Annotated in this window: 12 protein-coding genes; 5 read left to right on the top strand and 7 right to left on the bottom strand. The window is 64.3% G+C overall.

Annotated features, from left to right (window positions below; translation table 11 throughout):
• Positions 1 to 73: 73 nt before the first annotated feature.
• From EAG14_RS05885 to EAG14_RS22675, 6 genes are all read right to left on the bottom strand, one after another.
• Positions 74 to 1,405: a sugar ABC transporter substrate-binding protein gene (locus tag EAG14_RS05885; RefSeq protein ID WP_121728339.1), complete on the bottom strand. Its 1,332-nt coding sequence runs from the start codon at positions 1,403 to 1,405 to the stop codon at positions 74 to 76.
• Positions 1,406 to 1,704: 299 nt separating this feature from the next.
• Positions 1,705 to 2,721, bottom strand: a complete 1,017-nt coding sequence (locus tag EAG14_RS05880; protein ID WP_121730328.1) for a FecR domain-containing protein — start codon at positions 2,719 to 2,721, stop codon at positions 1,705 to 1,707.
• Between the two features lie 38 nt (positions 2,722 to 2,759).
• Complete coding sequence (locus EAG14_RS05875) at positions 2,760 to 3,278, bottom strand: sigma-70 family RNA polymerase sigma factor (protein WP_121728338.1); 519 nt, start codon at positions 3,276 to 3,278, stop codon at positions 2,760 to 2,762.
• 234 nt (positions 3,279 to 3,512) lie between these two features.
• Positions 3,513 to 5,462, bottom strand: coding sequence for a TonB-dependent siderophore receptor (locus EAG14_RS05870; RefSeq protein ID WP_121728337.1), 1,950 nt, complete (start codon positions 5,460 to 5,462; stop codon positions 3,513 to 3,515).
• On the bottom strand, positions 5,462 to 5,860 hold the full coding sequence (locus EAG14_RS05865) for an STN domain-containing protein (protein ID WP_162995922.1): 399 nt from the start codon (positions 5,858 to 5,860) through the stop codon (positions 5,462 to 5,464). The genes EAG14_RS05870 and EAG14_RS05865 overlap by 1 nt, the downstream gene beginning before the upstream one ends.
• A 351-nt stretch (positions 5,861 to 6,211) precedes the next feature.
• The gene (locus EAG14_RS22675; protein WP_162995921.1) at positions 6,212 to 6,379 is read right to left on the bottom strand and encodes a hypothetical protein; all 168 of its coding nucleotides are present in this window, start codon (positions 6,377 to 6,379) and stop codon (positions 6,212 to 6,214) included.
• 141 nt (positions 6,380 to 6,520) lie between these two features.
• Between EAG14_RS22675 and EAG14_RS05860 the strand changes: the two genes are divergently transcribed.
• The 4 genes from EAG14_RS05860 to EAG14_RS05845 all read left to right on the top strand — a co-directional run bounded on the left by EAG14_RS05860 (position 6,521) and on the right by EAG14_RS05845 (position 10,397).
• Positions 6,521 to 7,360, top strand: a complete 840-nt coding sequence (locus EAG14_RS05860; protein WP_121728335.1) for a thymidylate synthase — start codon at positions 6,521 to 6,523, stop codon at positions 7,358 to 7,360.
• Positions 7,361 to 7,568: 208 nt separating this feature from the next.
• Positions 7,569 to 8,189, top strand: a complete 621-nt coding sequence (locus EAG14_RS05855) for a DUF4337 domain-containing protein (protein ID WP_121728334.1) — start codon at positions 7,569 to 7,571, stop codon at positions 8,187 to 8,189.
• Between the two features lie 28 nt (positions 8,190 to 8,217).
• On the top strand, positions 8,218 to 8,727 hold the full coding sequence (locus tag EAG14_RS05850; RefSeq protein ID WP_121728333.1) for a dihydrofolate reductase: 510 nt from the start codon (positions 8,218 to 8,220) through the stop codon (positions 8,725 to 8,727).
• A 185-nt stretch (positions 8,728 to 8,912) separates the two neighbouring features.
• Positions 8,913 to 10,397, top strand: a complete 1,485-nt coding sequence (locus EAG14_RS05845; RefSeq protein ID WP_121728332.1) for an FAD-binding oxidoreductase — start codon at positions 8,913 to 8,915, stop codon at positions 10,395 to 10,397.
• Between the two features lie 52 nt (positions 10,398 to 10,449).
• Here EAG14_RS05845 and EAG14_RS05840 read toward each other — a convergent pair whose 3' ends face one another.
• Positions 10,450 to 11,781, bottom strand: coding sequence for a diguanylate cyclase (locus tag EAG14_RS05840; protein ID WP_162995920.1), 1,332 nt, complete (start codon positions 11,779 to 11,781; stop codon positions 10,450 to 10,452).
• A 318-nt stretch (positions 11,782 to 12,099) separates the two neighbouring features.
• Between EAG14_RS05840 and xth the strand changes: the two genes are divergently transcribed.
• Entirely contained in the window at positions 12,100 to 12,891 is a 792-nt protein-coding gene (gene xth, locus EAG14_RS05835) for an exodeoxyribonuclease III (RefSeq protein WP_121728330.1), read from the top strand.
• Positions 12,892 to 12,953: the final 62 nt, after the last annotated feature.

The following is a 12,953-nucleotide window of genomic DNA, read 5'->3' as shown; positions in this document are numbered from 1 at the left end:
CTTCGACAGGCTCAGGGCGAACGGGGATCACACCGATGATCCCGGTCGCGTCGCGGGTTTGCAGAGCCCCGGCTTACTTGTAATACCCGCCCTTCTTCATCTCACGCTCGGCGGTCACCTGGCTGGCCTTGAGCGCGGCGTCCACCGTGGTCTTGCCCGCCAGGGCTGCGCTCATCTGCTGGCCCACAGCGATGCCGATGGCCTGGAACTCAGGGATGGCAGCAAACTGCACGCCCACATACGGGCTCTTGGGCAGGGTCGAATCGGTGGGGTTGGCCGAGTCGATGGCCGTCTTTTCTGCGGCGGCAAAACGGGCGGCTTTCTGGAATTCAGGCGACGCGTAGGTGCTCTTGCGCGTGCCAGTGGGCACGCTGGCCCAGCCATTGGTTTTGGCCACGAGCTGGATGTAGTCCTTGCTGGTCGACCAGGTGATGAACTTCTGCGCGGCGTCGACCTTCTTGGAGCCTGCGGGGATGGCCAGATTCCACGACCACAGCCAGTTGGCGCCCTTGGGCGTGTTCATGGTGGGGGCCTGGGCAAAGGCCATGTGCTCGGCCACCTTGGACTGCTTGGGGTCGCTCACGAACGAGGCCGCAATGGTCGCGTCGATCCACATGCCGCACTTGCCGGAGTTGGTGAGTGCCAGGATTTCATTGAAGCTGTTGGACGACGAGCCGGGGGGGCCGTAGTTCTTGAGCAGGTCGACGTAGAAGGTGATCGCGTCCTTCCAGGGCTTGGATTCGAGCTGGGGCTTCCACTGCATGTCAAACCACTGGCCGCCAAAGGTGTTGACCAGCGTGGTGATAAAGGCCATGTTGTCACCCCAGCCGGGCTTGCCGCGCAGACAGATGCCATACACGCCGTTCTTGGGGTCGTGCATCTTGGCGGCCAGGTCCTTGATCTGCGGCCAGGTGGGGCGCTCGGGCACCTGCACGCCCGCCTTGTCGGCCAGGTCCTTGCGGTACATGAGCATGGAGCTTTCCGCATAGAACGGCGCGGCAAACAGCTTGCCGTCCACCGACAGGCCGCTGCGCACGGCGGGCAGCAGATCGTCTGCATCGTAGGCGGCGTCGGTCTTGAGCTCTTGCAGCCAGCCCTTCTTGCCCCAGATGGGCGCCTCGTACAGGCCGATGGTCATCACGTCGAACTGGCCGCCCTTGGTGGCGATGTCGGTCGTCACGCGCTGGCGCAGCACGCCCTCTTCCAGCGTCACCCACTTGAGCTTGATGTCGGGGTTGGCCTGCTCGAAGTTCTTGCTGAGCTTTTGCATCTCGATCATGTGGCCGTTGTTCACGGTGGCGATCACCAGCTCGGTCTGCGCGCTGGCAGCGCCGCACAACGACAGGGCCAGTGCAGCAGCCAGAGCGAGGCGCTGGGGAGCAACAACACGGGGGGAATGTGGCATCGGAATGTCTCCTTCGTAATTGGTATGGGATCGACCGTTCAACGCCAGTGCAGGCATACGGCATTGACGAACTGAACGATACCGATGCTGCAATGCTCGATTGGTACTGCAATCGCCATCACAAATACTAATTTGCACCAGATACTCAGGATTTACACCTAGAGCTGTCAATTGGGTATCTGGTTCTGGATTGTGGCGCTGGCTACCCGCGATTGCCTCCAGAGACATTTACTATCAAATATATAGCTGCTAGCGCTTATACATAAAGCGCCAGAGGCCAATTTGAATCATATTTTCAATCACTTCGCCGCACGCGGCTGCAGCGTGACCCACCAGCGGGTGATGTAGGCAACATCCACCGGCACCGCCGCCGTCAGAGCCAGCAGCGCTTGGTCGGTGTCGGCCAGCGGCAGTGTGCCGGTGACGCGCAGGCCTGCAATGGCAGGGTCAACGCCCAGATGGCCGGGACGGTGGCGCGCCAAAGTGGCCACCACCTCGGCCAGCGGCTGGTTGTCCACCACCAGCATGCCGTCCTTCCACGCATCGGCGTCTGTCCGCGCCGTGATCGACTCCATCTGGCCGCCGTGCAGACGCAGGGCCTGCCCGTTGGGCACGATGCGCTCTGACGTGCACAACTCCACCGGCGTGATGGCGCAACGTGCCGGGCGTGCTGCAACGGCGGACTGCAATACGGTGACCTCGGTGCCGCCGTCCTTGCCGGTTGCACTCTCGCCCCTTGCCCAGCGACGCACGACGAAACGCGTGCCCAGCGCACGCAGGCTGCCGTCCTCGGTCACCACGACGAGAGGCCGCTGCTCGGCAGGGTTGGCATGGCTGGTTTCCACCGCCACCTCACCCGCGCGCAGCCGCACTTCGCGCATGTCTTTGTTGAATGCGATGTCCACGGCGCTGCGGGTGTTCAGGTGCAATACCGTCTGGTCCGCCAGCACGATGGTGCGGCGCTCGCCCGTGCCCGTGTGGTGGTCGGCCAGCAACTGGCTCACGGGCTGAAAATGGTTCAGCATCGCCGCCCCGCAGGTGACGGCCAGTGCCACCCCCAGTGCGGCGCGCACGGCACGCGCCGGTGCCCGCGTGCGGCGCAGCACCGCAGCGCGCGCAGACGGGCCGCCCACGGCAGAAAGCTGGTGATGGATCTCGCCCAACTGGCGCCAGGCACGTGCGTGGTCAGGGTGTGCCGCCAGCCAGTCGTTCAGTGCCTGCGTGTCAGCCGCCGACGCGCCGGCATCGCCGACGCAGCGCAGCTGCCAGCCGATGGCCGCGTCGAGCACTGCAGCCGACACTGGAAGCGTGTCCATTGCGTCCCCGGGCACGACGCTTGCGGCTTGTGCAGTGTTCATTGCGTCGCACCGAAGCGCAGGCGATAGGCATGGCGCATCGCGTTCTCCAGCAGTTGCCGCACGCGCGGCACCGACACCTGAAGTTGCTGTGCGATCTCGGCCTGAGTGAGGCCGTCAAGCCGGCTCATCAACCAGGCAGCGCGCGTCTTGGGGGTCAGCCCCTGCATCAGCACATCCACCGCCCTGAGCATTTGCATGGCCGCCAGCCGCTCTTCGGGGGATGGTTGCAGTGCCTCGGGCTGCAGCGCCAGATCTGCCAGGTAGGCACGCTCAAGCTCACCACGTCGCCAGAAATCCACCAGCAGGCCTTTGGCGACGGTAGTGAGGTAGGCACGCGGCTCACGCAGGACTTCAGAGCCCTCTAAAGCAGCAGGACGCGCCAACAAGCGCACGAAGGTGTCCTGTGCCAGATCCGCTGCATCGTGCGTGCACCGCAAACGCCGCCCCAACCAGGCCTGCAGCCAGCTGTGGTGTTCGCTGTAGAGACGGTGCAGGGGGTGGGGAGCTGCGGACATGATCAAAATGAGAATGATTCTCGATTATAAGATCAATGACAGACAAATCACCTGCAGCCAACCGTGCCGGCCAATGTGCCAATGGCCGTTCAACCCCCGCGTTCGATACCCAATTGCCAGCGCCAGGCACGGATTTCGACAACTGGGTCAGGCCGACGCAAGGCGCATGTCACCTCGCGACGGTCGGCCGTTGGAACATTCTTTCAACAGGTGTTGAGAGATTACGGCCTCACTTCAGAAGTCGACACTGGCCGACAGTGCCAAGGTTCGCGGTGCACCTACAGACAATTGGCCCGATGACGCCGTGGCCGATGCCCAGTAGGCGCGGTCCAAAGCGTTGGTCAACTGTGCGCGCAATGTCAGCGTCCGCCCAACAGCCTGCATCCGGTAGGCTGCGCCCACATCCAGGCGCGTCCATTGCGGGATGCCCAGCGCATTGTTCGCCGTCACGCTCTGCCGCCCGGTGTACAACACGCCGCCGCTCAGCGTCAGGCCCGGCACGGCGGGTACATCCCAATCGATGTGGGCGTTGGCCTGCACACGCGGCGCCCCCACGGCTCGGCGGCCGTCGTTGGTGCCGCCTGCCGTCCGGCTCTGCCTCGCATCCAGCAGCATGAGCCCCGCCATCAGGCGTGTGCCCCGCGCCACCTGGCCAAATGCATTGAGTTCGACACCCCGGTTGCGCTGCTCGCCATCGACACGAAACTGAGGCAAGCCGCCGCCCGACACGGGCACGCTGATGGCGCTGGGTTGCTGGATCTGGAACAGCGCCACCGTGGCGCCCCAGTCCTGAAAATCGAACTTGCTGCCTATCTCGGTTTGCCGCGCGACATAGGGCGCAAAGATTTCGCCCGCGTTGGCGGTGCCCACAGGCGCCACCGGCCCCTGGGACAGGCCCTCGATGTAGTTGCCATACAGCGTGACCCCCGGCCGCAGCTTGAACGCAAGCGCCGCCGCTGGCGTCGCGCGGCGCTGGTCGTAGACCGGCAGCGTGACGGCCCCACTGGCCCCGTAGTTGACGCTGCCGACCGTCTGCAGGCGCACGCCCAGCGTCAGTTGCACCCGCTCATCCATGAACGACATCGTGTCGGCCAACGCCACGCTGGACAGCCGCTGGCGGTTCAGCAGCAGCGGCTCTGTGGAATACGTCGACAGATCAGGCTGCGGCACAAACACCGGCGTGTGGATGTTGGATGTGCCCGTGGCCACCGTGTGCGTCAGGTTGTAGCGCACCTGGCGCAGGGTGCTGGCACTCAACACCACGCGGTGGTTGACCGCACCGGTGTCGACGCTGCCGCGCAGCCCCACTTCGCCGGTACGCGAATTCACGTCGTCAAAGAAATACAGGTTGCGCTCGGTGAATGTCCCATCGGCGCGCGTGATCGCGGGAATGCTGACCAGCAGGTCTGTCGGGTTGTTGCGAAAGCCGGCCGCCACATAGGCGGTGAGGTTTCGGGTCAGCTCCACTTCGCCACGCAACGCGCCATGGAGCGACTCCAGGCCGACATAGCCCCAGAGCTGGGCAAAGTTGGTCCCTGCCCTGGGCGCCGAGGGCACGGATGTCAGCCCCGCAGCCACGCTGGCTGCACGCATCGGCGCACGCGAGGTCCGCTTGAGAGAGCCCAGGTCGGCACTGAGCATGACGCCATCGCCGCGATAGTCCAGCCCCGCAGCCAGGTGGCTGATGCGCGCGCCCTGCCGGTCGGTGGCCGTATCGCCGTCGCCATGCACGGCATTGACGCGCAGGCCCAGCGCCTTGTCGGGGCCAAAGCGGCGCCCCACATCAACGTGGCCCTGCATGTACCCCCCCGTTTCATAGCTGGTGATGAGGCGCGCCAATGGCTCGTCGCCCGCGCGCTTGGGAACCAGGTTGATCACCCCGCCCAGGGACGCACTGGGCGAGACGCCCGACAGCATGGCGCTGAGCCCCCGCATGACTTCCACCCGCTCCACGCCTTCCAGCGAGGTGAAGGTTCGGGGCGCAATGCCGTAGAGCCCATCGAAGGCGATGTCTCCTGCGCCGAGTGCAAAGCCGCGCATCGTGAAGCTGTCGCTGTAGCCGCCGCGCGAGGACCAGTCGCTGCGCACCGATGCCTCATTGGCCAGCAAATCGCCCAGCGATTTGGCCTGCTGCTGCTCGATGACCTCGGCGGTATAGCCCGCGACGGAAAACGGTGTGTCCATCAGGTCCTGATTGCCCAGCAGGCCAACGCGGCCGCCCCGCGCGACCTGCCCCCGGCAAAAGCGGGCGGCAGGTCGCCAGCCCGATCAGCACTGGCGGTGACGCGCACGGCGGGCAACGTGGTGCTTGAAGCATCGGGCATGGTGGGCGTGGCGGGCCCGGGTCGCAGTGTGTAGCCCCCTCCGCTGATCGCCAGCAGTTCGAGCCCCGAGCCAGCCAAGGCCTGGCGCAGTGCCGTGGCCGCATCCAGGCGGCCTCGCACGGCGGTGGCACGCCGCTCGGCGACCAGAGCGGCATCCATGGTCAGGGCCAAACCGGCATCACGCGCGATGCGGTTCAGGGTGGCCGCCAGCGGGCCTGCAGGCAAATCGTAGTCACGCAGAGCCGCAACGTCCGACATTACTTGCGCCTGCACCACACCATGTGACAGAAACGGCCAGGCGAAAGCGATCAGCGTGGCCAATGCCAGAGGCCTGGCACGAAACGGCGGACGGGAAAGAGGGGCAAGACAGGCAGGCAAGGCTGGCTCCGGCAGTGAGGTGGATGGAACAAATGAGTGACTTCAACCTGCTTGCCGTATGAGCCCGCCAAAGTGAGAGGGGTGTGCAGAATATTTTTTGCGCCTGCGCCCTCCCCGCAACACGGTCGCGGGCCTGTTTAACGCATGCGCCCTGCATATCCTCCTGGCGGCATCGGCAGACAGTGCCTCGGGGACCCTGAGGGACCTTGGGGGGCCTTGGTCCTGCGCACCCTATTCTTCATCACCGGTCAGCAGCTCTACCAGCGAAGTGTCGGTGGCGGTGTAGACCATGATGGCGGCTGCCTCGGCGCTGCTTTCGTGCGGCCGGTTGCCAGTGATGGTGTGCATGGAGCCGCCCTGCCGCAGCCGGCCGCTCACCAGCAAGTTCTGCAGCAGCATGTGGTGGCTGGGGAGACCGAGCAGCCCACGAGAGCCAGCTTAAGAACTCGGAGCCCACCTCCGAGCCACGGTAGCGGCAGGGCGCCAAAGACGCGCACGGTGCTCTCACCCTAAAATCGGCGGTTTCGCACTTCTACCGCCATGACCGAACACGCCCGCCCCGTCCGCTCGCAATACGAAGACTTCATGCGCCATGTGTTCACGCACGGTGTCGCAAAGGCGGACCGCACCGGCACAGGCACCCGCAGCGTCTTCGGCCACCAAATGCGGTTCAATTTGAAGGAAGGCTTTCCGCTGGTCACCACCAAGAAGGTGCACCTGCGCTCCATCATTCAGGAGCTGCTGTGGTTCCTCACGGGGTCGAGCAACAACAACTGGCTGAAAGAACGCGGCGTCAGCATCTGGGACGAATGGGCGCGCGAGGACGGCGAGTTGGGCCCCGTGTACGGCGTGCAGTGGCGCAGCTGGCCCACGCCGGACGGCGGGCACGTCGACCAGATCAGCGACGTGATCCAGACGCTCAAGACCAACCCCGACTCGCGCCGCATCATCGTGAGCGCCTGGAACGTGGCCGAGCTGAACAAGATGGCGCTGATGCCTTGCCACGCGTTCTTCCAGTTCTACGTGGCCCCGGCGCAAGAGCCCGGCGGGCGCGGCACGCTGAGCTGCCAGCTCTACCAGCGCAGTGCGGACATCTTTTTGGGCGTGCCGTTCAACATTGCCAGCTATGCGCTGCTCACCCACATGGTGGCGCAGCAGTGCGACTTGGACGTGGGTGACTTCATCTGGACGGGTGGCGATTGCCACATCTACAGCAACCACTACGAGCAAGTCACCACGCAGCTGGCGCGTGCGCCCCACCCCTATCCCACACTGAACATCAAGCGCAAGCCGGCCAGCATCTTCGAGTACGAATACGAAGACTTTGAGGTGCTGGACTACCAATGCCACCCCGCCATCAAGGCGCCTGTGGCGGTGTGATTCCATTTCCACATCATCCGTGTCGTTGTTGCTTCGCCTTGCCGTGCTACAGCACTGTCTGCGGCTTCGCGCCTAGACACGAATAATCTGGAAACGGAATGACACCAGTCCCCCGTTCGCTTTGCGCTGCAGCGGCTCCTCGCGCAGGGCAGCCCTGATTGCCGTTGCGGCATCCACTCAACAACCATCATCACAAAGAGCACCCACCATGTCTTCCGGCGGATTCCACGTACACGGCCCCCACGACCATGCCATCGAGCACGCCACCCAAGGCCACGGGGACGACCACGCCCCCGGCCACGGCGAGCAAGGGCACGGCGGCGGCAGCAGCACCAACAAGATCGCAATGTTCACCGCCATCGTGGCCACGGTGGGCGCCATCTTTGCCTACATGGGCGGCGCCACGCAGGCCAATGCGGGGTTGATGAAAAACGACGCCGCAATCAAGAAGACCGAGGCCTCCAACCAGTGGAATTACTTCCAGTCCAAAAGCACCAAGCAGTCCCTGGCCGAGCTGGCCCGCGACCTGACACCGGGCGAGCAAGAGAAGACCAAGTACCAGGCCAAGATTGACCGCTACGAGACCGAAAAGAACGAGATCAAGAAAGTGGCCGAGGGCCTGGAGGCCGATGCCCGCGCGTTTGACCACCAAAGCGATGCCCAGATGCACCAGCACCACCGCTGGGCCCAGGCCACCACGGCGCTGCAAGTGGCCATTGCCCTCGCCGCCATTGCCCTGCTGACGCGCAAGAAGTGGCTGGAATGGGGCATGTATGGCGTAGCAAGCATTGGCCTGGGCGTGGGCGTGCTGGCCATGCTGCACATCTGATCGCACCACTGACCGAAGCCCCCGCGCCATGACCCTGCCGCCACTGCACCTCATCTACGCCCGCGCTGCCAATGGCGTGATCGGCAGAGACAACGCCATGCCCTGGCACCTGCCGGAAGACATGGCGCACTTCAAGCAGCTCACGCAGGGCTGCGTGGTCATCATGGGGCGCAAGACCTGGGACTCGCTGCCCCCGCGTTTTCGCCCGCTGCCTGGACGCACCAACATCGTGGTCACCCGCCAGGGCGACTGGCAGGCCGAGGGTGCGCTGCGTGCAGACAGCCTGGAGCAAGCTCTGCAGCAAGCCCAGGCGGCCAGCACCGAGCCCGGCCGCCCTGTGTGGGTGATGGGCGGCGCGCAAATCTACGCCCAGGCCCTGCCCTTGGCCAGCCGGGTCGAGGTGACAGAGATTGCGCAAGACTTTGACGGCGATGCCTACGCCCCCACGCTGGACGCGCAATGGGTGGAGGCCGTGCGCACCCAGCACGTCAGCACCAACGGCCTGCCTTTTCACTTTGTGAGCTATGTGCGGGGCTGAGCGATAGCCACACCGCACACGGCCAATCGCTAACCGCTCCTTATTTCATAGCTGCTAGCGCTTATTCAAGAAGCGCTAGAGGCCTTTTTCATCCAAACCACAGGCCCATCTGCCTTGCCTGTTTTTCATTGGCTTGACGTAACACGCGTGTTACAACGACGACTTTCTTCGGAGGAAAAGCGTCCATGGCCCATCGGAAAAGTCTCAACCGCACGGCAAAGCAACGCCGCATCGCGCACTTCTTGTCACAGCCCCTGCAAGCGGCGGCCCCTGGCCAAAGCGCCACGCTGACGGCGGCCCAAAAAGCCGACCTGGAATCCCGCACCGTCGGGCACGTGGTCTTCCCGTGGGACCCCGACTACGACACGGACCGGCAGGAGACCAACCCTGCGTTCCAGTACTACCCCCTGGTCATTGTTTACTGCGCTTGCGAAACCGACGTGCTGGTGAGCATGGCCGTCGCACGGGACGCGGGGCTGGTGGTATCTGTCCGCTCGGGCGGGCACAGCACAGCAGGCTATTCCGTCAACACCGGCGGCATGGTGATTGACCTGAGCGAGATGAAGGGCGTGGTGCTGGACGAAGACCGGGCCCTGGTGCATGTGCTGTCCGGCACGCCGTTTGAGGTGTTCAACGGCGCACTCAATGGCACGGGCTGGCACGTGCCCACGGGGGCTTGCGGCAGCGTGTGCGTGGCCGGGTTTGTGCAAGGCGGGGGCTATGGCTATACCTCGCGGACCTATGGCATCCAAAGCGACAAGGCGGCGGCGTTTCGCGTGGCGCTGGCCAGTGGCAAGGTGGTGACCGCCAAGGCCGACGGCGAACATGCCGATCTGTTCTGGGCCTTGCGGGGCGGCACCGGCGGCAACTTTGGCGTGGTGCTGCAGGTCAGCTACCACATGGTGCGCCTGCCCTCGGTGTGGGGCTGGTCCATCACCTGGCAGGCCGAGCAGGCCGCGCAGGTGCTGGAGCTGCTGCAAAAGGATTACACCCGCCAGGGAGCCCCCGACCAGCTGGGCTACATGATGAACCTGGGCTACTACAACGGGGAGGTGGTGTACATGGTGCAGGGCATGTACTGCGGCCCGCGCGACGAGGGCTACGCAGCCATCCAGTCGCTGCTGCAAATCCCTGGCGCGCAATTGGTGGTGGACAAGGTAGGTACCTACCCCGATCTGAACAACTACTTTGAAGACCACCCCTACCCCCTGCCGCAAGACCTGCCCGACGGCATTCGCGAGACCAAGGCCAGCGGGTATGTCGACAAGCCCATCCCCCAGGCGGTGTGGCAAAAGGTGATCGACCAGTTCCACAAGGCCGTCAACCCCTGGAGCATGGTCTACACCGAGCCCTATGGCGGCGCGATTGCCCGCTACCCGGTGAAAGACAGCGCCTTCGTGCACCGCCATGTGGACATGGACATCGTGATCGATGGCTGCTGGCGCAATGAGGAAGAGCGCGTGAAGGTGCAGGCCTGGATCGACGGGCTGTACGACCTGCTGCGCCCCTACATGAACGGGCACGTGTACCAGAACTACCCCAACCGGGACCTCAAGGACTTTGCCCAGGCCTATTGGGGCGACGAGGCGTACCTGCGGCTGCGCGAAGTCAAGACGAAGTACGACCCGACCAACTTCTTCTGCTACGAGCAGAGCATTGCGCCTTTGTGAGCGAAGCGGCGCCCGTGGGCGCCGCGCCTTGCCGGACTGCTTGTGCAGCCCATTAAACGGGGGATGGGACGGCGTAATGCACGCTGCCCTTGCCACCCCGTTTGGCCTCGTACATGGCGTGGTCAGCACGGGTCAGCAGCTCGTCCACCTGCGCAGGCAGCGGTGGGTGGGCGGCCACCCCAATGCTCACGCCCAAGGTCACCCGCACGCCATCGGTGTCGGGCAGCGCAAAGGGCGTGGCAAAGGCCTGCATCAGGCGTTCGATGAACAGCTTGAGGTCGTGCGGGCTGGGGTTGCCACGCATCAGGATGGTGAACTCATCGCCCCCCAGCCGGGCCAGCGTGTCGCCCGCGCGCACGACGTGGGCCAGGCGCTGGGCCACCAGGCGCAGCACGGTGTCGCCCATGTGGTGGCCATAGCAGTCGTTCACGCCCTTGAAGCCATCGAGGTCCATGAACAAGATGACCACGCCATCGGTCGCGCCATCTGCCTCGTCCAGGCTGCTCACCGCCTCTTGGGCCCGGACAATGAACGCCCCCCGGTTCAGCAAACCCGTCAAAGAGTCGTGCTGTGCCTGGTGCAACAGGCGCTCGGCGGCGGCCACGCGTTCGGTGATGTCCTCGATCTGGCACATGATGGAGACCGTCTCGCCACGCAGGTTGATGAGCGCAGAGTTGAACCACATGCAATGCTGCACGCTGCCATCTGGTCGGACAAAGGAGGCCTCTACGCGGTTTTGGCGCTCGGCCCCTGACAGCAGCTGACCCAGTCCCTTGCGCAGAACGGTCACTCGCGCGCCTTCACCCACCAGGTTCAGCACCGACTCCCCCTGGTGCGAGGCGTGGTGCCAGCCAAACCACTCGGTGGCACGGCTGGAGCAATGCACCAGCCCCAGCTGGGCATCCAGCTCCACCACGGCCAGCGGGCTGTTTTCCATGTGCGAGAAAAGCTTTTGGTTGGCCGCACGCAAAGCCTCGGTGGTGACTTTGAGTTCGTGCACCTCCAGGGCCGAGTTCACTACGCCCCCCACCTGCCCATCCCGGTCCAGCCAAGGGTGCAAGCTGATGGAGAACCAGACCTCTTGCCCATCGGAGCCGCAAATCTGCCGCTGGTAGGTCACCTCGTGGCCTGCCAGAGCGCGGTTGATGTGGGGCTGGAACTGCACACGGGCGGCTTCGCTGTAAAGCGAGATCAGAGTGCGCCCCAGCAACTCACTGGGCCGTGCCTTGAACCAGTTCGCATAGGCCTCGTTGGCATACAGGATGTTCAAATCGTTATCGACCACGCAGATCGTCGCGCCGGTATGGCGAGTGACAATCTCCAGCAAATGCGGCGCTGGCAGTGACTCGACAAGGGCAGAGGAATAAGACAGACGATCGTTCATAGAGGACAGGTCGACACCGCGTAGCAACCGTTGCGCGCGGGGTCCAAGCCCATCCGGGACCCTCGCTCCAACGCCATCCCCCAAGCCAATGAAAACCGCCGAGGGCTGAAACCACCGCGTAGCGCCACTAGGATAACCCAGGCCACCCCAAACAACACCCCAAATTGCAGGGCAATCGGGCCTCAGAACCCCCTCAAACCGGTTCAGAGTCGAGCGGCCACCACAATGCGGCCTTGCGCATCGACCCCGTGCCGCACCGGGGTGCCCAAACGGGGTTCTAATGCGCTCCATCCTTGGCCCTCACACCCCACCCATCCCATGAAGCTTGCCACCTGGAACGTCAACTCCCTCTCGGTTCGCCTGCCCCAAGTGCTGGCCTGGCTGGCCGCCAACCCGGTCGATGCGCTGTGCCTGCAAGAGCTGAAGCTGACCGACGACAAGTTCCCCCACGCCGCGCTGCAAGAAGCGGGCTACCAAGCCGTCGCTTTCGGGCAAAAAACGTACAACGGCGTGGCCATCCTCAGCCGCCAGCCGCTGCGCGATGTGGTGCGCAACATCCCGGGCTTTGCCGACGAGCAGTCCCGCGTCATTGCCGCCACGCTGGACACACCTGAAGGGCCCTTGCGATTGCTCAATGGCTATTTCGTGAATGGGCAGGAACCAGGCTCAGAAAAGTTTGCCTACAAGATGCGCTGGCTGCAGGCCCTGCACGACTGGATTGCCACAGAAATGGCCACCCACCCACGCCTGGTGCTGGTGGGCGACTTCAACGTGGCCCCAGAAGACCGCGACTCTTACGACCCTGAGGGCCTGCGCGAGACGATTCACCACACTACCGAAGAGCGCAACCACTTCAAGGCGCTGCTGACACTGGGCCTGACCGATGCGTTTCGCCTGTTTGAGCAGCCTGAAAAGAGCTTTTCGTGGTGGGACTACCGCATGCTGGGGTTCCAGAAAAACCGGGGACTGCGCATTGACCACATCCTGGTCAGCGAGGCCTTGCGCCCCACCGTGACGGCCTGCGTGGTAGACCGTGCGCCACGCAAAAACCCGCAGCCCAGCGACCACACCCCCGTGGTGGTGACGCTGGGCGAGTCACCGAGCGAATAACTGCCGCCGCAAGGCCAATGTGCAAAAGCGCCAAGGGCAGCGAGCATGGTGCGCGCTGTCCT

The sequence above is a fragment of the Acidovorax sp. 1608163 genome (assembly GCF_003669015.1).
Taxonomy (GTDB): Bacteria; Pseudomonadota; Gammaproteobacteria; order Burkholderiales; family Burkholderiaceae_C; genus Acidovorax.
This window is presented reverse-complemented; position numbering and strand designations above follow the sequence as displayed.